Annotated in this window: 16 protein-coding genes; 6 read left to right on the plus strand and 10 right to left on the minus strand. The window is 69.7% G+C overall.

Annotated features, from left to right (window positions below; translation table 11 throughout):
* Positions 1 to 69 precede the first annotated feature (69 nt).
* The 4 genes from ABOD76_RS15160 to chrA all read right to left on the minus strand — a co-directional run bounded on the left by ABOD76_RS15160 (position 70) and on the right by chrA (position 5,917).
* Positions 70 to 1,683 carry an amino acid ABC transporter ATP-binding/permease protein gene (locus ABOD76_RS15160; protein WP_350242801.1) on the minus strand — a complete coding sequence of 538 codons (1,614 nt, stop codon included), beginning with the start codon at positions 1,681 to 1,683 and terminating at the stop codon, positions 70 to 72.
* A complete protein-coding gene (gene cydD / locus ABOD76_RS15165; RefSeq protein WP_350242802.1) occupies positions 1,680 to 3,314 on the minus strand; it encodes a thiol reductant ABC exporter subunit CydD in 1,635 nt (544 codons plus the stop codon). Before cydD ends, ABOD76_RS15160 begins: the two co-directional genes overlap by 4 nt.
* A gap of 86 nt (positions 3,315 to 3,400) precedes the next feature.
* Positions 3,401 to 4,729 carry a cytochrome P450 gene (locus ABOD76_RS15170; protein ID WP_350242803.1) on the minus strand — a complete coding sequence of 443 codons (1,329 nt, stop codon included), beginning with the start codon at positions 4,727 to 4,729 and terminating at the stop codon, positions 3,401 to 3,403.
* A gap of 21 nt (positions 4,730 to 4,750) precedes the next feature.
* On the minus strand, positions 4,751 to 5,917 hold the full coding sequence (chrA, locus tag ABOD76_RS15175; RefSeq protein WP_350242804.1) for a chromate efflux transporter: 1,167 nt from the start codon (positions 5,915 to 5,917) through the stop codon (positions 4,751 to 4,753).
* A gap of 55 nt (positions 5,918 to 5,972) precedes the next feature.
* Between chrA and ABOD76_RS15180 the strand changes: the two genes are divergently transcribed.
* Both ABOD76_RS15180 and ABOD76_RS15185 read left to right on the plus strand, forming a co-directional pair.
* Positions 5,973 to 6,257: a DUF1905 domain-containing protein gene (locus tag ABOD76_RS15180; protein ID WP_350242805.1), complete on the plus strand. Its 285-nt coding sequence runs from the start codon at positions 5,973 to 5,975 to the stop codon at positions 6,255 to 6,257.
* Between the two features lie 37 nt (positions 6,258 to 6,294).
* A complete protein-coding gene (locus tag ABOD76_RS15185; protein WP_350242806.1) occupies positions 6,295 to 6,984 on the plus strand; it encodes a histidine phosphatase family protein in 690 nt (229 codons plus the stop codon).
* 60 nt (positions 6,985 to 7,044) lie between these two features.
* On the opposite strand, the gene clpB is transcribed toward ABOD76_RS15185, so the two are convergent.
* Both clpB and ABOD76_RS15195 read right to left on the minus strand, forming a co-directional pair.
* Positions 7,045 to 9,603: an ATP-dependent chaperone ClpB gene (gene clpB / locus ABOD76_RS15190; RefSeq protein ID WP_350242807.1), complete on the minus strand. Its 2,559-nt coding sequence runs from the start codon at positions 9,601 to 9,603 to the stop codon at positions 7,045 to 7,047.
* Between the two features lie 137 nt (positions 9,604 to 9,740).
* Positions 9,741 to 10,427: a glycerophosphodiester phosphodiesterase gene (locus ABOD76_RS15195; protein WP_350242808.1), complete on the minus strand. Its 687-nt coding sequence runs from the start codon at positions 10,425 to 10,427 to the stop codon at positions 9,741 to 9,743.
* 121 nt (positions 10,428 to 10,548) lie between these two features.
* Between ABOD76_RS15195 and ABOD76_RS15200 the strand changes: the two genes are divergently transcribed.
* Complete coding sequence (locus tag ABOD76_RS15200; RefSeq protein WP_350242809.1) at positions 10,549 to 12,402, plus strand: glycoside hydrolase family 3 protein; 1,854 nt, start codon at positions 10,549 to 10,551, stop codon at positions 12,400 to 12,402.
* 6 nt (positions 12,403 to 12,408) lie between these two features.
* Here ABOD76_RS15200 and ABOD76_RS15205 read toward each other — a convergent pair whose 3' ends face one another.
* Together ABOD76_RS15205 and ABOD76_RS15210 are read right to left on the minus strand one after the other, a co-directional pair.
* Positions 12,409 to 13,929, minus strand: a complete 1,521-nt coding sequence (locus ABOD76_RS15205; RefSeq protein ID WP_350242810.1) for a polymer-forming cytoskeletal protein — start codon at positions 13,927 to 13,929, stop codon at positions 12,409 to 12,411.
* A 75-nt stretch (positions 13,930 to 14,004) separates the two neighbouring features.
* A complete protein-coding gene (locus ABOD76_RS15210; RefSeq protein WP_350245279.1) occupies positions 14,005 to 14,583 on the minus strand; it encodes an RNA polymerase sigma factor in 579 nt (192 codons plus the stop codon).
* A 140-nt stretch (positions 14,584 to 14,723) separates the two neighbouring features.
* On the opposite strand from ABOD76_RS15210, the gene ABOD76_RS15215 reads away from it, so the two are divergent.
* Complete coding sequence (locus ABOD76_RS15215) at positions 14,724 to 15,062, plus strand: FUN14 domain-containing protein (RefSeq protein ID WP_350242811.1); 339 nt, start codon at positions 14,724 to 14,726, stop codon at positions 15,060 to 15,062.
* Between the two features lie 78 nt (positions 15,063 to 15,140).
* Here the strand turns inward: ABOD76_RS15215 and ABOD76_RS15220 are convergent, their stop codons facing one another.
* Complete coding sequence (locus tag ABOD76_RS15220; RefSeq protein ID WP_350242812.1) at positions 15,141 to 15,623, minus strand: FKBP-type peptidyl-prolyl cis-trans isomerase; 483 nt, start codon at positions 15,621 to 15,623, stop codon at positions 15,141 to 15,143.
* Between the two features lie 167 nt (positions 15,624 to 15,790).
* Here ABOD76_RS15220 and der point away from each other — a divergent pair, with 167 nt between their 5' ends.
* Positions 15,791 to 17,122: a ribosome biogenesis GTPase Der gene (gene der / locus ABOD76_RS15225; protein ID WP_350242813.1), complete on the plus strand. Its 1,332-nt coding sequence runs from the start codon at positions 15,791 to 15,793 to the stop codon at positions 17,120 to 17,122.
* A gap of 53 nt (positions 17,123 to 17,175) precedes the next feature.
* On the opposite strand, the gene ABOD76_RS15230 is transcribed toward der, so the two are convergent.
* Positions 17,176 to 18,024: a DMT family transporter gene (locus ABOD76_RS15230; RefSeq protein WP_350245280.1), complete on the minus strand. Its 849-nt coding sequence runs from the start codon at positions 18,022 to 18,024 to the stop codon at positions 17,176 to 17,178.
* Between the two features lie 321 nt (positions 18,025 to 18,345).
* Between ABOD76_RS15230 and ABOD76_RS15235 the strand changes: the two genes are divergently transcribed.
* Positions 18,346 to 20,508, plus strand: a complete 2,163-nt coding sequence (locus ABOD76_RS15235) for a PKD domain-containing protein (protein WP_350242814.1) — start codon at positions 18,346 to 18,348, stop codon at positions 20,506 to 20,508.
* The last annotated feature ends 87 nt before the right edge of the window (positions 20,509 to 20,595 follow it).

Here is a 20,595-nt window from a genome sequence, read left to right on the forward strand (position 1 = left end):
CTCGGGTGCCCTGTGCCCATCTTGTCCTGAGGGCACAGGACGGATGACCTTCCGGTCCTGAGCGTCCGTTTAGAAGGAGGGCGCGGGCCACATTTCCGGCACCAGCCGGGCGTGCTGCAAGCGGTACACCCGGTTCACCAGCTGCAGCGGACGCGGCCGGTGCGTCACCAGCAGCAGGGTGCGCCCGCGCAGCTCCTCCGCGATCAGCTGCACGGCCCGCTCCTCGCTCTGCGGGTCCAGGTGGGCGGTGGGTTCGTCGAGCAGCAGGGTGTCGGACGGTTTGAGCAGCGCGCGGATCAGTGCCACCCGCTGGCGTTCGCCGCCACTGAGCGGCAGCCCGCCCTCGCCCAGCCAGCTGTCCAGCGACAGGGCGTGCAGGCCCAGCCGGTCCAGCAGCGCGCGCAGCCGCTCGTCCGGCACCTCCGGGTCGCCCAGGCGCAGGTTATCGCGCAGGGTGGCGTCCAGCAGCGCCGCGTCCTGGTCCAGCACGCTGATGCGGGCCAGCAGCTGCCCCGGATGCAGGTGGGTGAGCGGCACGTCGTCCCGGCTGACCTCGCCCGAGTGCGGGTCGGCGTCGCGGGTGAGCAGCCGCAGCAGGCTGGATTTGCCGGCCCCGCTCTCGCCGATCAGCCCGGTGCGGCTGCCGGGGGGAAGGGTCAGCTCCGCCTGTTCCAGCAGCGTCTGCCCGCCGACCTGCACGCCCACGGCGCGGAGCCGGTAGCCGGGCCGGGCCGGAACAGGCGTGTGGGTGTCCGGCGGCACGACTCTGGGGTGCAGGGCCAGCAGCGCCTGCACCCGCCGGGTCGCTCCATGCAGCCCGCTGAGCGTCAGGCCCAGCCCGGCCAGCGGCGCGGCGGCCTCGAAGCTGGTCAGGACGGCCAGGGTGGCCGCGGTGAGCAGCACCGCCGGAGCGGTGCCGATCATCGCCAGCGTCAGCAGCAGGGCGGTCAGGGTACTCAGCTCGCGCAGCAGGGTGTAGCCCGCGCCGAGCCACCCGGCCTGACGCTCGGCCCGGCCCAGCTGCCGGCTGGACTGCTGCAGCGTGCCGGACGGCGGTCCCGCCGCCAGGTCGGTGCGGGCCGCCAGGTCTTCCAGCAGGTCGCCGGCATAGGCGGCCCGGGCCTGATCTCGCCGCACCACGATGCCGGCGCTCAGCGGGGCCAGCAGCAGCGGGGTGAGGCCGCTCATCAGCAGCAAAAGCAGCACAGCGCCCGCCAGCGGCCACGACAGCGCCGAGAGCGACAGGCACACCGCGCCGGTCAGCAGCAGGAAACTGCTCAGCGGCAGCAGCACGCGCAGGGTGGCGTCCTGCAGCCGGTCGGTGTCGGCGGCGCTGGCGTCCAGCAGATCGCCGGTGCGGGTCTGGACCAGCAGCTCACGCCCCAGCGGCATCAGCTGCCGGTAGAGCCGCGCCCGCAGGCGGCTCAGCTGCCCCAGCGCCAGCCGGTGGGACACCAGCCGCTCCGCGTAACGGGCCGTCGCCCGGGTCAGGCCCAGCGCCCGCACCCCGGTGATCAGCAGCCCCAGGCTCAGCAACGTGGCCGGATGTTGCGCGGCCCCGGCCAGCAGGGCGCCTCCGGCGGCGTTCAGGCCCACGCCGGCCAGCGTGGCCAGCGCAGCCAGCAGCAGGGCCAGCACCATCGCCGGGCCGGCTGGACGCAGCAGCTGCAGCGCCGCCCTCACCGGGTCAGCTCCTGCGGCAGCTCCAGCTGTCCGGCCCGCAGCACCGCCTGCTGGAAGCCGGCCGGCACGTCGCGGTGCGTGACCAAGAGCACCGTGCGGCCCTTCAGGTGCGGGGTCAGCCGGGCGAGCAGGGCGCGTTCCGACAGCGGGTCCAGCTGGGCCAGCGGTTCGTCCAGCAGCAGCACCGGGGCCGGGCTCAACAGGGCGCGGGCCAGCGCCAGCCGGTGCCGCTCCCCGCCGCTCAGCGGGTGCCCGTCCTCCGCAATCTGCCGGTCGAGCGGGGTGGTCAGGTCCACCAGGGCCAGCAGCCGCAGCAGCTCCGGATCGGGGGCGTCCGGGGCCACCCGCCGCAGGTTGTCGCGGACCGTGCCGTGCAGGAAGCGCGGACGCTGCGTCACCAGCGGGGCCGCCTGCCGCCAGCGGTCCAGGTCGTATTCCGGCAGTGGATGCCCGTTCAGCAGCAGCTCGCCGCCGAACGGCAGGTAGCCGAGCAGCGTGTGCAGCAGGGTGGTCTTGCCGGCGCCGCTCTCGCCGGTCAGCGCCAGATGGGTGCCGGGCGGCAGGTCCAGCGAGAGGTCCTGCAGCAGCTCGCGTCCGGCCAGGTGCACCTGCAGGTGGTGCAGCCGCAGGTGCGGCCGCGCAGGCACCGACCGGTCCCCGGTGACCCTGGGCGCGGTCCCGAGCAGGGCATACAGGCGGCCGGCGGCCGGTTCCGCCTCCAGCGTGGCATGGCGGTCGGTGCCCAGCTGCCGCAGCGGTCCGAAGATCTCAGGCGTGATCATCAGCACCGCCAGCGCCACCGGAAAGCCCAATTTCGCCTCGAACAGTCGGATGCCCACCGTCACCGCCACCAGCGCCACGCTGAGGGTGGCAGCCAGGTCCAGCACAAAGCCGTTCAGGAACGCCAGGCGCAGCACGCCCAGGGTGGCCTGCTGGTAGCGCTCGGCCTCCAGTGTCAGCTGCCGGGCGTGGCCCTGCTCCGCGCCGTAGGCCCGCAGGGTGGGCAGCGCCCGCAGCGCCCCGCTGAGCCGCTCGCCCAGGCGGGTCAGCTGCGCCCACTGCCGCTCCGCCAGTCCGGCGGCCGCCAGCCCCACCAGCCACAGGAACACCACTGCCAGCGGGACCGTGATCGCCACCACCAGGGCGCTCAGCGGGTCCAGCAGCAGCAGCGTCGCCACGCCGCCCAGCGCGTACACGCCCGCGTGGGCGCTGCCGGTCAGCACCCGCGCCAGATAGGGCTGCAGCCGGTCCAGGCCAGTCAGGGCGGTGGTGGCCAGCTCGGCGCCCCGCTCGCCGGTCAGGCTGCCGGGCCCCAGGCGGGTCAGCACCGCCGTGAGCTGCTCACGCAGGCGGTCCACCGTGGCGGCCGCCAGCGTGCTGCCCAGGCCCTCGCGCAGCGCCGAGATCACAGCGCGCGCCAGCAGCAGCCCGGCCACCCGGAGCAGCAGCGGGGCCAGCGGTTCGGCCGCCGGCCCGCCAAAGGCCAGCCGGTCCACGGCCCGCGCCACCAGGATCCACGCGGCCACGGTGAGCCCCCCCTGAACAGCGCTCAGCAGCGTGCCGAGCAGCAGGGCGCGGCGGGCCAGCGGTTCGCGCTGGAGCCGCCGCAGGGGAGAGGGAGCCGCGCGCATAGGCTCTGCTTATCATGTCGGCCCCGGGACATGTGGGCGCAGGGCGGCAAAACCCGGCGGCGGAGACCGCCACCGATGCTGTTTGTCTACCTCGCCGTCACCCGCATTAGGGCCGGGCCGGCGGGGCGCAGCGTCACGCTCGGCTGCAGGCGCAGCGGGCCCAGCGGGGTCAGGCGGTGGTGTTTCAGGCTCAGCCCGGCGATGATGGCCGCCTCCATCAGCGCGAAGTTGTTGCCGATGCAGCCGCGCGGCCCCGCTCCGAACGGCAGGTAGGCGTGGCTGTGCCGCTCGCCCTTCTCCAGAAACCGTTCCGGGCGGAACTGCAGCGGCTCCTCCCAGAAATCCGGGTGGCGGTGAATCACATACGGGCTGATCATCACCGCGCTGCCGGGGGTCACGCGGTAGCCGAGCAGCTGGTCCTCCTGCAGCGCCTCGCGCGGAATGGTCCAGGCGGGCGGCGACAGGCGCAGCGCCTCGTGGATGCACGCCATCAGGTACGGCAGCGTCCGCACGCTGTCGGCCCCGATGCCGGGCGCGGCGTCCAGTTCTGCCTCCACCCGGGCCAGCACGGCCGGGTGGTCGCCCAGGAACCAGAACAGCGAGGTGAGCAGCGAGGCGGTGGTCTCGTGGCCCGCCAGGAACAGCGTCATCACCTCGTCGCGCAGCTGCTGGTCGTCCATGCGGCCGTCCTCGCCGGTCGCCTCGATCAGCATGCCCAGCAGGTCGTCACCGCCCTCCGGCCCGGCCCGTCGCGCCTCGATCAGGCTGTGCACCACCCGGTCCAGCTCGGCGGCCGCCCGCTGCGCCTGACGCTCCCTGGGGGTGGGCAGCGGCGGCCGGTCGCTCACCGCGCGGGTGCGCCGGATGCCGCGGTCCAGCACCGCCGGCATCGAGCGCTCCACGGCCTTCAGGTCCTCCGGCGCGATCTGCGCTCCGAACAGGGCGCGGGCCACCACGCTGAGGGTCAGGCTGGTCATGCCGCTGCCCAGGTCCAGCGGGGCGCCGCTGTGGGCGGCCCCGTGCAGCTGCGGCAGCCACTGCTCTTCCGTGACCTGCTGCATGCCCAGGGCCATACGCGCCAGCCGCTCGCGGTGGAAGGCCGGCTGGGCCAGCCGCCGCTGCCGCAGCCAGAAGTCCCCCTCGGAATTGAGCAGACCGTTGCCGAGCAGTTCGCGGATCTTCTGGATGCCGCGCCCCTTGCGGTAGTTGCGGGCGTTGTCTAGCATCACGTGCTTCACACTGGCCGGGTCCGAGAGCAGCAGGATGCGCCGGCCGGCCACCGGCAGCGTCACGAAGTCCCCGAAATTCTCCCGGGCCCACACGAACAGCCCCGGCGCGTCGCGGCGCAGCTGGGGCAACACACCGAGGTAGGGCAGACCGCGCGGGCCGGGGGCAAAGCCGATGGAGGTGGGCATGGACCGAGTATAGAATTCCCGCTACAGCAGTGCCCAGCCGGTCAGCGCCGACAGCAGCACCACCAGCCAGGGCGGCAGCCGCCCGTACTCCAGCGCCGCGTACAGCCCCAGCACCACGGCGAAGTCCAGCGTGCCGGTGACGGCGCTGGTGAAGACCGGGGTATACAGCGCGGCCAGCAGCAGGCCCACCACCCCGGCGTTCACGCCGCGCAGCGCCCGCCGCACCGCCGGGCGGGTCCTGAGCCGGTTCCAGAACGGCAGGGCGCCCGCCACCAGCAGGAACGACGGCAGAAAGACGCTCACCAGGGCGAGCGCCGCTCCGGCCAGGGGCGGCAGACCGGTGCGGGCCACGGCCCCCAGGTAGGCGCTGAAACTGAACAGCGGTCCGGGCACCGCCTGGGTCGCGCCGTAGCCGGCCAGGAAGCGCTCATGCGACACCCAGCCGCTCACGGCGGTTTCCAGCAGCGGCAGGACCACGTGGCCGCCGCCGAACACCAGCGCTCCAGCCCGGTAGAAGCCGTCGGCCACGGCCAGGACCGGGCCGCCAAACGCGGCGCGCAGCAGGGGCAGGCCTGCCAGCAGGGCCGCGAACATGCCGAGCAGCGCGGCGCCGGTTCGGCGCGGCAGCTTCACCGGCAACAGGTCATCGCCCGGCGGGGAGCCGGCGTCCAGCCAGCGCCAGCCGATCAGCCCGGTCAGCACGATTGCCAGCACCTGCGCCCAGCTGAACGGCAGCACCAGCACCAGCGTGGCAGCCCCCAGCGCCAGCGCGCCCCGGGCCCGGTCCGGGGTGAGCGTGCGGGCCATGCCCAGCACCGCCTGCGCCACCACCGCCACCGCCACCAGCTTCAAGCCGTGCAACCAGCCGGCGTGGTCCAGCGAGCTGCCGCGGACCAGCCACGCGAACAGCACCAGCAGCGCCGCGCTCGGCAGCGTGAAGCCCACCCAGGCAGCCAGCGCGCCCGGCAAGCCCGCCCGGCTGAGGCCCAGGGCCATGCCCACCTGAGAGGAGGCCGGCCCCGGCAGGAACTGACACAGCGCCACCAGGTCGGCGTAACTGTGTTCCGAAAGCCAGCCGCGCCGGGTCACGAACTCGGTGCGGAAGTAGCCCAGGTGCGCCACCGGACCGCCGAAACTGGTCAGCCCCAGCCGCAGAAAGATCAGCAGAACCTCCAGGAAACGCGGCACGAGGCAGGCTAACAGATGCGGTCGTCGCCCGGAGGCGCCCCGATATACTTCGCTCATGACCCTGGCGTTCAGCGGCGAACTGTGGTTCTGGAAGGGGCCGGCACCGTGGTATTTCGTGACGGTGCCGGAGGAGCAGTGCCAGGAGCTGCAGGCGGTCTCGAAGATTGTGACCTACGGCTGGGGCATGATTCCGGTCACGGTGCAGATCGGGGCCACCCGCTGGAAAACGTCGCTGTGGCCCAAGGAGGGGCGCTATCTGGTGCCGGTCAAGGCCACGGTCCGCAAGGCCGAGCAGCTGGAGGAGGGCCAGACGGTGACGGTCCAGCTGCAGCCGGAGTGAGGCGCGACCGGCCGGGGCTATATGGAAGCGGGCCGGCATGCAGCTGCTGCTGATTCGTCATGCCCAGTCCAGCAACAACCGGCTGGAGGGCCACCCGGAGTATCTTCAGGGTCGCCTGGCCGATCCGCCGCTGACCCGGCTGGGGCATCAGCAGGCGCAGTGGCTGGCGGAGTGGGCCGCCGGGGACGAGGTGGGCCGGCGCGTCACGCACCTCTACACCAGCCTGATGACCCGCGCGGTGCAGACGGCGGCGCCGCTGGCCAGCGCGCTGGGGCTGGAGGTGCACGGACTGACGGAGGCCTATGAGTGCGGAGGCCTGACCACCGGTCCGGCGGGCGGCTTCACGCCGGTGGCGGGCCGCCCCCACGCCTCGCTGCTGCAGGACTGCCCGGCCCTGCGGTGGCCAGAAACGCTGCAGGGCCAGCCGTGGGACGGTGGCGCGGAACCGTGGGACGCGGCGCGTTTTGCGGCGCGGGCCGCCCAGGTCGTGGCGAAACTTCAGGCGACTGCCGACCGGGCCGAGGTGGTGGCGCTCGTCACCCACCACGATTTCGCCCAGTATCTGCTGGCGGACCTGCTAGGACTGCCCCACGACGTGACCCGGACCTTCCGCCTCCAGAACACCGGCACGGCCCTCCTGGAGCTTGGCCCTGACGATGGGCGTCTGCGGACGCCGCTCTGGTTCAACCGGACCGGGCATCTCCCGCCGGAAGCGCTCACCGGCTGAGCCTGCCCAAAAGGACACGCCCCCTGCTGGTCGCAGGGGGCGTGTCCTTACACCTTATGTCTAGTTCAGCACGCCACTCTCGAACTGGAACCGGCCGTTCTGGAAGTCCACGTTCAGGGTGCTGCCGTCCTGGATGTGGCCGCTCAGAATCTCGCGGGCCAGCGGCGTCTCGATCTCGCGGCTGATGGCGCGCTTGAGGGGCCGGGCCCCGAAGGCCGGGTCGTAGCCCACCTCCGCCAGGCGGTCCTTGGCGGCGTCACTCAGGTGCAGCACCACCCGGCGCTCGGCCAGCCGGCGGCGCAGCCCGCCCAGCTGGATCTCCACGATGCGGTGCAGGTCGGCGGGCTGCAGCGCGTCAAACACGATGATGTCGTCGATGCGGTTCAGGAACTCGGGCCGGAACGAGCCCTGCAGGGCGCCCATCACCCGCTCGCGAATGCTCTCGGCGTCCTCGCCGCGCGCCTGCGCTTCCAGAATCAGCGGCGAGCCGATGTTGCTGGTCAGGATGATCAGGGTGTTGCGGAAGTCCACCGTGCGGCCCTGACCGTCGGTGAGGCGGCCGTCGTCCAGCACCTGCAGCAGCACGTTGAACACGTCGGGGTGCGCCTTCTCGATCTCGTCGAACAGCAGCACCGCGTAGGGCCGGCGGCGCACCGCCTCGGTCAGCTGACCGCCCTCCTCGTAGCCCACGTACCCGGGAGGCGCTCCGATCAGGCGCTGCACGCTGAACTTCTCCATGTACTCGGACATGTCGAGGCGCACCATCGCCTCGGGGCTGTCGAACAGGAACTCGGCCAGCGCCTTGGCCAGCTCGGTCTTGCCGACGCCGGTGGGCCCCAGGAACATGAAGCTGCCCAGCGGCCGGTTCGGGTCGTTCAGGCCCGCCCGCGCCCGGCGGATCGCGTCGCTGACGCTCACGATGGCGCGGTCCTGCCCGATCACGCGGCGGTGCAATTCCTCTTCCAGCCGCAGCAGCTTCTCGCGCTCGCCCTCCATCATGCGGGCGGCCGGGATGCCGGTCCAGCGGCTCACCACCGCCGCGATGTCGTCCTCGGTCACCTGCAGGTGCGCGAATTCGGCGTTCTTGAGCCGGCCCTCCAGCTCCTGCACCTCTCGCTCCAGCTGCGGCAGGGTGCCGTAGCGCAGCTCGGCGGCCTTGTTCAGGTCGTAGTCGCGCTCGGCGGCCTGAATCTGCGTCTGCACCGCGTCCATCCGCTCGCGCTTCTCGCGCAGCAGGTTCACCTCGGCGCGCTCCGCCTCCCAGCGGGCCTTCACCTCGGTCAGCTCGTCGGTGATGGTGCGCAGCTGATCCTCGATGTCCAGCAGGCGGTTCTGCGAGTCCTCGTCCTTCTCGCGCTTCAGGGCCTCGCGCTCGATCTCCAGCTGCAGCTTGCGGCGCTCCAGCGCGTCGATGCGCTCGGGGCTGCTCTCCAGCGCCATCCGCAGGCGGGCGGCGGCCTCGTCGATCAGGTCGATGGCCTTGTCCGGCAGCTGCCGGTCGGCGATGTAGCGGCTCGACAGCGTGGAGGCGGCCACCAGCGCGGGGTCGGTGATCTCCACGTTGTGGTGCAGCTGGTAGCGGTCGCGGATGCCGCGCAGGATGCTGATGGTGTCCTCGACACTCGGCTCGTCCACGAACACCGGCTGGAAGCGGCGTTCCAGCGCCGGGTCCTTCTCGATCTGGCGGTACTCGTCGAGGGTGGTCGCGCCGATCAGGTGCAGCTCACCGCGCGCCAGGGCCGGCTTGAGCATGTTGCCGGCGTCCGGCGAGCCCTCGGTCTTACCGGCCCCCACGATGGTGTGCAGCTCGTCGATGAACAGAATCACCTCGCCGGCGCTGTCCACCACCTCCTTGATCACACCCTCCAGCCGCTCCTCGAACTCGCCGCGGAACTTGGCGCCGCTCAGCAGGCTGCTCATCTGCAGCGTGACGATGCGCTTGCCCTTCAGACCCTCCGGCACGTCGCCCTTCACGATCCGGATGGCGAGGCCCTCCGCGATGGCGGTCTTGCCCACGCCCGGCTCGCCGATCAGCACCGGGTTGTTCTTGGTGCGCCGCAGCAGGATCTGCATGGCGCGGCGGATTTCCTCGTCGCGGCCGATCACCGGGTCCAGTTTGCCGTCGCGGGCACGCTGGGTCAGGTCCAGGCCGTATTTCTCAAGTGCATCGAACTGCGATTCACTGGTTTTTGTCGTCACTTTGTTCCCCTTTCTCTGGGTGGTCACGGCTTCGCGCAGCTGCGGCAGCGACGGCAGGGCCGTGACCCGGCTCTCCTCGCGCAGGGCCAGCAGCAGCACGTCGGCGGCCACGAAGCTGTCGCCGAACTCCTGCGCCAGTGCGTCGGCGCGATTCAGGGCGCGGCCCAGCGCCGGCTCGGCGTACAGCTGGCCGTCTCCGCCCTGCACCTTCGGGAGCCTGCTCAGCTCCGCGTCCAGGGCGCTGCGCGCCGCCGCCACATCGCCGCCGGCCAGCGTTACGGCGCGCGCGGCGGTGTCGTTGTCCAGCACCGTGCGCAGCAGGTGCGTCACGGTGAGCTGCTGGTGGCCGCTTCCCTGCGCCAGCTGTTGCGCTTGCGCCAGGGCCTGCAGGGCGGCTTCGGTCAGTCGGTCAGGATTCAAGGCAGGGTCCTCCTCGGTCGGTCCTTCTCAATGACTCCATTCTCCAACTTGAGTCAGGTATTGTCAAGTTTATTGAGCTTCATGGGAGGAAAAGAATGGCGGCCCCAGGCCGGATCTCCGGCCGAGGGAAAAGAACCTCAGCGGGTTCTGGCGCTCAGCAGCACGTCCGGCACATCGCCGATCAGGCCAGCCACGCCCAACCGGCTCAGCCGGCTCACTTCCGGCACGTCGTTCACGGTCCATGCATTCACCCGCCAGCCGTGCCGCCGGGCCACGTCCATCAGCGGACCGTCAATCAGGCTGTGGTGCGGGTGCAGCGCGGCCACATCCAGCCAGCGCCCGACCCGCGGCACCAGATCCAGCGGATAGCGGCGGTGGTACAGCAAGCCGCGTTCGAGTTCCGGCATCAGCTGTCGGGCCGCCCTCAGCTGCAGCGGCTGGAAACTGCTCAGGATCACCCGTCGTTGCAGGCCGTGCTGCCGGATGGCCTGACAGGTGCGGGCCACCCGGTCGTCCACCTGCGCCCCCTCAAATTTGAGTTCCACGTTCAGGTACGCCCCGGTCTGGCTGGCCCAGGCCAGCACGTCTGCGAGCAGCGGGACCGGGTGCGGCTCCAGCTGGCTGCGGGTCAGGGTATTGAGCGGGCGGCCGTCCAGCAGCTCCAGATCGTGATGGACCACCAGCGTGCCGTCGAGGAGCCGCCGCACGTCCAGTTCCACACCGTCCAGACCGGCGTCCAGCGCCGCCTGAAAGCCAATCAGGGTGTTCTCGCGGTGCCTTCGGGGCGTGCCCCGGTGGCCGAGCAGCAGGGGAGCGGCAGACATTTCGCCAGCATACGGTCCGGTCGTGGCGTCCACGTCAGCATTTCGTTTGTCTCGTGACCGAATGATTGGACGCGGCGGTGTTATCGTGAGGGCCGATTTCACAACCCTGGAGGACCCACCCATGCCGAGCCGTTCCCGCGCTGCCCTGCTGCTGACCCTGGGCCTGACCCTGTTCCCCCCTCCATCCACCCTGGCCCAGACGGCCCCCGCCGCTCCGCCCGCCAACGCTCCGTACCGCAACCCGAAGCTCAGCGTGGACGAGCGCGTCAAGGATCTGCTCGCGCGCATGACGCTGGCCGAGAAGATCGGGCAGATGACGCAGGCGGAACGCGGCGCCGTGGACCGGATTCCGGACGACATCCGGCTGGACGCCTTGGGGAGCATCCTGTCGGGCGGCGGCAGCGCGCCCCGCGACAACACGCCGGAAGGCTGGGCCGACATGGTGGACCGCTTCCAGCAGCAGGCGCTGCAGACCCGGCTGGGCATTCCGATGCTCTACGGCTCCGACGCGGTGCACGGCCACAACAACGTGCCGGGCGCCACCCTGTTTCCGCACAACATCGGGCTGGGCGCCACCCGTGACCCGGAGCTGGTGCAGCGCATCGGGCGGGCCACCGCCGAGGAAGTGACGGCCACGGGGGTCCGCTGGACCTTCAGCCCCTGTCTGTGCGTGGCGCGCGATGAACGCTGGGGCCGCACCTACGAGAGCTTCGGCTCGGACCCGGAGCTGCCCACCCTGATGACCAGCATCATTCAGGGCTACCAGGGGCAGCTGGGGCAGCCGGGCACCATCCTGGCCACCGCCAAGCACTACCTGGGCGACGGCGGCACCGCCTACGGGAGCAGCACCACCGACACCTACCTGCTGGATCAGGGCGACACGCAGCTTTCGGAGGCCGAGCTGCGGCGCATCCATCTGCCGCCCTTCCAGGCGGCGGTGAAGGCGGGCGTGGGCAGCGTGATGGCCAGCTTCTCCAGCTGGAACGGCACCAAGCTGCACGGCCAGAAGTACCTGCTCACCGACCTGCTCAAAGGTGAGCTGGGCTTCTCCGGCTTCGTGGTCAGTGATTGGCAGGGCGTGGACCAGATTCCCGGCGGCTACCCGGTGGCCGTGACCACCGCGATCAATGCCGGCATCGACATGGTGATGGTGCCGAACGACTACCCGCGCTTCATCGACACCCTGACGGCTGCGGTGAACTCGGGCGACGTGCCGATGAGCCGCATCGACGACGCCGTAACCCGTATCCTGCGCGAGAAGTTCCGCATGGGCCTCTTCGAGCACCCGATGAGCGACCGCTCGTTCCTGAAGACCTTCGGCAGCCCCGAGCACCGGGCGCTGGCCCGTGAAGCGGTGCAGAAGTCGCTGGTGCTGCTGAAAAACGATGGCAACGTCCTGCCGCTCAAACCCGGCGCCCGGCTGCTGGTGGCCGGGTCCAGCGCCAACGACGTGGGCCGACAGGCCGGCGGCTGGACGCTCAGCTGGCAGGGTCAGGGCGGCCCCGTGCCGGGCGGCACCAGCATCCTGGCCGGGCTGCAGCAGGTGGGCGGGCGGACCCTGACCTACGTGCCGGTGCCGGCGCCCGGCGAGGCGCGCGGCTACGACGCGGCGGTCGTGGTGGTGGGGGAGCCGCCCTACGCCGAGGGCAAAGGCGACCGTGCCGAACTGGACCTCAGCCCGGACGACCAGCGGGCGGTGCGCAACGCCTGCGCCAGCGCCCCGTGCGTGGTGGTCACGGTGTCGGGCCGCCCGCTGCTGCTGGGCGACCTGAAGATGAACGCGCTGGTGGCCGCCTGGCTGCCCGGCAGTGAGGGCGCAGGCGTGGCCGACGTGCTGTACGGAAAAGTGCCGTTCACTGGCCGCCTGCCGATCAGCTGGCCGCGCACGCTGGCGCAGGTGACGGTCCACCCGGAAGACCCCGGCTACGACCCGCTGTACCGCTACGGCTTCGGGCTCAGCACCCCGAAGCGCTGAGCAACGTTACAGGCGGCGTTCCTGGGCGGGGGCCGGGCTGAACAGCGTGCCCACCCCCCAGATGCCGCCCGCCAGCCCCACCACGGTGGCCGCTGCCGGTTCCAGCCACAGCAGGGCAAAGGTGGCCAGACCCAGCAGTGGCCCGCTCAGCTCCGGGTGCGGCAGGCGCAGGTTCCGGCTGGCCACCCGGCCGGTGTCGTAGAGGCTGACGCACAGCCCCACCGACAGCACCAGCAGCAGCAGCAGGCTGGCCATCAGGGCCGGCAGCAGCACCCCGCTGAGCGTCAGGGCCAGCAGCGGGAGGCCCAGCGCCCCCAGACTCAGCAGGCCCAGCGCCAGGGTGTGCAGCGGCGCGCGCTGCTGGCGAGTGGCCAGCCGGGGAGCCAGGCCGCCCACGAACATCAGCAGCGTCAGGGCCCCCAGCAGCAGCAGATACAGGGTCAGCCACACCGGGCCGCCCAGCTGGGTCAGCCACACCAGCACCGGCCGGAAGGCGCTGGCGGTGCCGAGCGAGGGCAGGCCCGGCAGCGGGGCCACCGGCGTGCTGACGCTGCCGGGCCTGCCCTGCACCTGCCCCAGTAACGCGCTCACCTCCCCGTCCACCCGGGCGCCCTGCTGCTGGCGCACGTTGCCGAGCAGCGCCACCACCTGCCCGCTCACCTGCGCGCCCGGCTCCAGGTTGATGTCGCCGCCCACCGACAGCACGTCGCCCTGCACCGGACCGTGCACCGTCACGGTGCGCCCCACGCTCACCGGCATGCGGCCTACGTTGCCGATCAATGCCGGAACGGTCAGCGCGGCGGCCAGGGCCAGGGCCACGCCGCCCCCACGCATCAGGGCCGGGCGGGGCCGCCACACGATCAGGGCGCTGGCGGTCACGGCCAGCAGCACCCCCGCCAGCGACAGCGGCGTGACCGTGTCGAGCACGGCGCTCACCACCACCCGACCGGCGGTCAGGTTAGGCCAGGCCATCCGCAGCACCAGCAGCAGCAGGGCGGCCACCAGCCCCAGCACCAGCGCCAGGGGGGCCGGGTTGCGGGCAGCTGAGCTCGGCCCAGGAAAGGCGGCGTCGGGGGCCGGAATCTGCTGCTGGCCCTGGAGCGCCGCCTGGGTTGCCTGTGCCTCGCGGCGGATCATGGCCGCGACGCCGGGCGCCACGCTGCGTGGGATCAGCGGGCGCGGCAGGGTGGCGAGCTGGTGGTCTACTGGGGCGGCACTCACGGAAGCCCGGGCCACCCGCGCCGCCACCGAGGCGGCCACGCTGCCGGGCATCGGGGGCGGGGCCGCCCGGGTCAGCAGGGCGGCCAGCCGGATGTCTGCGACCAGTCCCGGCGCCACTGACACAGCCGGCTCCGGCACCCGGCTGGAGCGCAGCTGGCGCACCGTGTCGTCCAGCGCCGCCTCCAGCCGTGCGAAATCCTGGCCGCCCGACTGCCGGACATGCGACAGCTCGTGCGCTTCAGCGTCGGTCAGATCGCCGTCGTGGGCACGGTGCAGCAGCTGGAGGTGACGGGGATCGGGCGGCATCAATAGTTCTACGTTCAAGGGTCGCGTAAAGTTCCCGCCGTTGCAAGCGGGAACATCACATCCGGGCATGCGGGCTCAGTCGAGGTCCGACACGCCGGCCAGCAGCCCCGCCAGCTGCTCCTTGGCGCGGAACACCCGGCTCTTGGCGGTGCCCAGGGCCACCCCCTGGATGCGGGCAATGTCCTCGTAGGGGAGATCCTCCACGAAGCGCAGCACCACCGCCTCGCGGTACTCGGGCGCCAGCTGCAGCAGGGCCGCCTGCACCCGCTCCTGCGCGTCCACGCTCTCCGCCGCCTGCACCGGACCGGGCCGGGCGCTCTGCACCTCGAAGCCCAGGTCCTCGTGCGCTTCCTCGATGGAGAAGCGCTGCAGCTGCTTGCGGCGGTGACGCTCGATCTGGGTGTTGCGGGCGATCTGGTACAGCCACGGCAGCAGCCGCTCGCCGGCCCGGAAGGTGTGAATGCCGCGCCACGCCCGGTAGAACACCTCCTGCGTCAGGTCCATCGCGTCGTCGGCGTTGCCTTCCAGCCGGAACAGATACGCGTACATCCGGTGCTCGTGCTCCGCCACAAAGCGGTACCACGCGGCCTCATCGCCGGCCGTGAGCTCCTCCAGCTGCTCCACGGTCAGCCGTTCCGGGGCGCCGGGTTCCAGGGCCTGCGCTGCGCTGCTGGGCTGTGTGTCGGTGTCCACTCAGGGCCTCCGGCGGCGGGAGTTCCCCGGCACGCTCATGCTCACAATACCCAAAGAACGTGCCCTCGTCTTCATTGTTGTTGCGCTAGCATGGCCGGACCTTGAGCCTGACCCTGCCCCAGAGCCTGTCCAGCGAGCTGTTCGGTGTGCTGCCGGAGCTGTCGCTGGGCGCCATTTTCGGATACTGCGCCGGGTACGCCATCAAGAAGATCGGCCGAATGACGCTGCTGCTGGTGGGCCTGCTGTTCCTGGCGGTGCAGATCCTGGCGTGGCAGGGGCTGGTGACGGTCCACTGGAGCGAACTGCAGGCGCGCGCGGCCCCGTGGCTGCAGCAGGGCGGCCAGCAGCTGTCCGGCTGGGGCCTGAAGGTGCTGACCACCAACCTGCCGTTCGGCGGGGCGTTCGTGGCCGCCCTACTGGTGGGCCTGCGGGCCCGCTAGACGAGGGGTCAAACGAAGTGCGGGCGTGACCGAGTGGTGGTCACGCCCGCACGGCCGGATCGCTCCGGCGACTCCGGTTTACTCCTCGTCGTCGTGGACGCCGTCGCCGTGGGCGTGGCCGTGGGCCAGCTCGTCCTCGGTGGCGTCGCGCACGCTCAGCACCTTCACGTCGAAGTTGAGCGTCTGGCCGGCCAGCGGCGGGTTGAAGTCCACCGTCACGTCGTCGCCGTTGACTTCCAGCACCGTAAAGGGGGTCACGCTGCCGTCGTCCGACTGCGCGAAGTAGCTGGCGCCCACCTCCACGTCGTCGTCGAAGTCGGCGCGCGGCAGCACCTGCACGTTCTCATCGTCGCGCTCGCCGTAGCCTTCCTCCGGGCTGACCGTCACCGAGAGCTGGTCGCCCTCCTGCTTGCCTTCCAGCGCCTTCTCCAGGCCGGGGATGATGTTGTTGTGACCGTGCAGGTACACCAAGGGGTCGCCCTGCTCGCTCTGGTCCACGACCTCACCGTCCACCTGAAGCACGTATTCGATCTCCACAACCTTGTCCTGGGCAATATTCATAAAGGCCTCCGTTCTGGCGTGGGGTGAGCATAACCGTTCCCGGCCGGGAATGTGAGACCTTCGCATGGGACCGTCTTCAGCTTTGCTATACTGACGCGCTTACGCCCCGGACGGGGCGACGGCGCGGCCGGCGACCGATTCCCGCTGCCCGCGACACCGGAGGAATCATGCATAAAGTAGCGATTGTGGGCCGCCCCAACGTGGGCAAGTCCAGCCTGTTCAACCGACTGGTCGGCCGCCGTGAAGCGGTGGTCGCCGATTTTCCCGGCGTCACCCGAGACGCCAAAGAAGGCCTGATGATGCACCAGAACCACCGGATCGTGCTGATCGATACCGGCGGGTTGTGGAGCGGCGACGAGTGGGAGCAGGCCATCCGCGAGAAGGCCGAGTGGGCCATGGAGGGCGCCCAGGCGGTCGTCTTCGTGCTGGACCCGCGGGAGGGCCTCTCGGCCGCCGACTACGAGGTGGCCGACTGGCTGCGCCGGCTGGGCAAGCCGGTGATCCTGACCGCCAACAAGATTGACAGCCCCAAGCACGAGGTGCACATGGCCGAGCTGTGGGGCCTGGGCTTGGGCGATCCGGTGCCGATCAGCGCCGAGCACGCCCGCGGCCTGGACGAGCTGATGGACCGCATCATGGTGCACCTCCCGGCCGACGAAGAGGACGTGCCGGACGTGGCCCCGATCCGCATCAGCTTCATCGGGCGGCCCAACGTGGGCAAGAGCAGCCTGCTCAACGCCCTGACCGGCAGCGAGCGCGTCATCGTGGCGGACGTGCCCGGCACCACCCGCGACAGCGTGGACGTGGAGTGGGATTACTCGGGGCAGCGCTTCGTGCTGGTGGACACCGCCGGTATCCGCAAGCGGCCCGACACGGCCATCGAGGACTTCGCCATGCAGCGCTCGCAGACGGCCATCGAGCGCAGCGACGTGATCTGGCTGGTGGTGAACGCCACCGAGATCGGCGACCACGAGCTGAAGCTGGCCAACCTCGCCTACGACAGCGGCAAGCCGGTGATCGTGGTGGTGAACAAATGGGACTTGGTGCCGGACGACGAGCTCAAGCGCACCGAGCGCGAGCTGAACGAGAAGCTGTTTCACATCAGCTACGCGCCGCGCGTGTACACCAGCGCCATCAACGACTACGGCATCCACGAGATGCTGGCCGAGGCGATGAAGCTCTACGAGAAGTGGAAGAACCGCATTCCCACCGCCGAGCTGAACCGCTGGCTGGGCATCTGGACCGTCAAGCAGCGCGTGCCGAACTTCCAGGGCCGCAGCCTGCGGATGTACTTCATGACCCAGGTGGAGATCGCGCCGCCCACCTTCGCCATCTTCTGCAACCGCTCCGACTTCGTCACCCGCGCCTACGAGGGGTACCTGCTCAACCGCATCCGCGAGGATCTGGACCTGGCCGGCGTGCCGGTGCGGCTGAAGTGGAAGGAGAAGGGCGCCTTCAACAAAAAGGGCAAGAAGGGCGAGACGGACGACGACGAATAAAGGCAGGCGGGGGCAGGGCGTTCAGGCGAAAAGCTTGGACGCCCTGCCCCTTGTTACAGCTCCAGCGGGGCGGCCACCACGCTGCTGCGTTCACTGCGCTGGGCCAGGACTGCGCCGATCAGCAGCAGGGCGCCGCCGCCGATCATGCTCAGGTGAAGCGGCTCGTGCAGCAGCAGCAGCGCGAGCAGCACGGTCCACAGCGGCTCGGTGGTGGCCAGGATGCTGGCCCGCGCCGCCCCGATGCGGGCGATGGCCGCGTACAGCAGCGGCACCGACACCAGGGTAGGGAAGACCGTCAGGCCCGCCACCACGCCCCACTGGGCCAGGCCGCGCGGCACTCCCAGCTGGCCGCTGAAAGCGTCGTAGACCGTGAAGTACACGCACGCGCACAGCGCCATGTGAGCGGTGCTGGCCAGCGGGGAGTAGGGCCGCAGCAGCCGCTCCGAAAGCAGCAGGTAGCCGCCGTACAGCGCGCCCGCCAGCGCCGCGAAGGCCAGCCCGGACGCGCTGTGGTCCGCCTGACCCGGCAGGCCCACCACCAGCCCCAGGCCCAGCACGGTCAGCAGGACCGCCAGCAACTGCAGCCGTCCGGGCGGGCGGCGCAGCAGCCACAGGTACAGCACCACGAACGCCGGCGCCAGATACAGCAGCAGCGAGGTGGTGCCGGCCGAGATGCGGGTCAGCGCCAGAAAGTAGCTGTGGGTGGCCACGCAGTACAGCAGGCCGACCCCCAGCATCCGCAGCCGGTCCGGCCAGGTCAGTCCGCGCCCGCTGAAGGCCAGCAGCAGCGCCACCAGCCCGAAACGCCACGGCAGCGCGGTGAACGGGGACAGCCCGGCCTGTACCGACAGCTTCCCCAGCACCGCCAGCGTCCCGAAGCCCAGGGCCGCGACCAGGGCCATCAAGGGGCCAGCATACCCGGGTGTGGAGGGGGCGGTAGAGACGGAGCGTGGGGTCATCAGTGGACCGTTCTAGCGCGTGGGGCGGGTGGGTGTCCACGGCTTTAAACGCTCGTCGGTCCTTGATCCGTTGACGCTCCCCCATGAGAAGGCCGAACCTCTATCGGGAGAAGTTGGACGCCCAACTCGACCGAGCGCCTGAAGACAACCACATCTTTTGGGCAGATGAAAAAAATATTTGGTTAGGATGAACCGATGTCACCTTCCTCTTCACGCCCGCTCCCTGAACGTCGCACGCTTCGATTTCCTGCCCTGACTGGACTGTTGACCCTGGCCTTGCTAAGCGCCTGCACTTCACCCGCTCCTCCAGTCAACTCGGCTCCCGTTGCGGTCACCAGCACGGACCAGAACACCACCACCCTGACCAGCATCAGCCTGGACGGCAGTGGAAGCCATGACCCTGAAGGTGCAGCGCTGACGTATCAGTGGACGTTGCTCTCGGCGCCCGTGGGAAGCAAGGCAAGCCTGAGCAATGCCACAAGTGCCAAGGCAACGTTTACTCCTGACCTGGTCGGTGAATACGCCTTCAGACTGGTTGTCAGCGACGGTAGCAAGACCAGCACTGCGGTCAAGACAGTTCATGTCACGCAGGTACAGGTGCCCATTCCACCCGCTGCGGACGCTCCGATGGCAAATGCGGGCCAGGACTTGGTTCTGACCCTCGGTCAGGGTGTGACCCTTGACGGTACGGGCAGCAGCGATCCCAACGGACGGTCCCTGACGTACACGTGGCAGGTGATACGTGAGCCTGCAGGCAGCGCTGTCATCCTGAGCAGCGGCACTGCAAAGGTCAGCTTTACGCCAACCGTCGTGGGGGACTACGAATTTGGGCTCAACGTTTCGAACGGCACGGCAGTGAGCAGCATGGATACTGTAGTCGTCCACGTCCAACCCGACAGCAATGCGCCTGTTGCCAACGCAGGTCCTGACCGGTCGGGAACCGTTGGCTCCGCGTTGACCCTAGACGCCTCGGGCAGTACTGATCCTAAGGGCCGTCCCATGACCTACAACTGGTACCTGTCGCGTCGTCCTTCTGGAAGCATTCCGTCCATGACGGGCACATCGGCTGCCAAGATGACGTTCAATACAGACTTGGCCGGCGAGTATGAGTTCACCGTTGTGGTCTCGAACGGAGTAGCCAGTGCCAGTGACACGGTGTTGGTTCAGGTTCAGTCAATTCAGGCGCCAACGGCAAACCAAGCGCCAACGGCGAATGCTGGAGACGACCAGTTCGCTTACCTGGGCGAGGCCCTGACCCTCAGCGCGGCCAGAAGCACCGACCCCGAGCAGCAGCCGCTCACGTATGAATGGACGCTGGCGCTTAAGCCGGACGGAAGTGCCGCCACCTTCTCCTCGAACAGTGCCACGGCAACTTTCAAACCAGACGTGGAAGGCTTCTACCGCCTTGACCTTACGGTCAGTGATGGCATAAATACCAGCAATATCGACTCCGTCGTGGTAGAAGCGGGCCGCTCGTTTCAGCACGTGTCCTTCCGGCCGATTGACGCCGAGTACAGCCGCACCCTCGACCGCGTCGTGATGGTGAGCAGTGACCCGGCCCAGCTGCATATCTACAATCCTGAAACCAACACCGACACGACCGTGAATCTGTTGCTGGCGCCCAGCAGTGTGTCGGTCAGCCCGGACGGACGTTACGCGGCAGTCGGCCACGACGGACACATCTCCTACGTGGACCTTGCCGCCGGCCGACTGCTCAAGACCCTTGACATCTCTGTGGACGTCCTAGACGTCGTTCTTGCAGGGAACGGCTACGTATACGCGTTTCCCAGGCGGGACCAGTGGACCTCCATCTACGCGGTGAACATCGCCTCCGGACAGGAATCTCAGTCCTCATACGCCACCATCTATGCCGGCACGCTCGCCAAGCTGCATCCCAGTGGAAAGTACATGTACGGTGCGGACAATGGCCTGAGTCCCAGCGACATCGAGAAGTACGACATCCGGAACGGCACGCCGACCGGGATGTACGACTCGCCGTACCACGGCGACTACAACATGTGCGGCAATCTCTGGTTCTCGGAGGACGGCGCACGTATCTTCACTCGCTGCGGCAACGTCTTCCGCTCATCCGAAGTGCAGTCGGAAGACATGCGCTACAACGGCTCCCTCCAGACGAATGTCAGGAGTCTCGACCACAGCGCCGCTGCCAACCTCGTCGCGGTGATCCCTGAGGGCAACTGGTATACGGCGGGAGACGATTCGAAGGTCAAGTTGTTCAATTACGATTACCTGACTCCGAATGCTGAATTCCGGCTGCCCAAATGGAAGGTAAACTCGGCAGCCTACGCCACACACGGGAAGTACGTGTTTTTCAACAGTACGGGCACCGCGTACTATGTGGTGCTCCAGGCGGACAATACGTCCGGGATTCTCAAGGACTACGGAGTAGTGAAGTACACGCGTTAGCTGGTAGGGTGCACGACAGGTCCTGATCGGGGTGGCCGCCGCCCGTTTCGTCCGGCGCAGCTGCACTGGGTTTGGGTGCCTGCTGGG

It is taken from the genome of Deinococcus sonorensis KR-87 (assembly GCF_040256395.1).
Lineage (GTDB): Bacteria > Deinococcota > Deinococci > Deinococcales > Deinococcaceae > Deinococcus > Deinococcus sonorensis.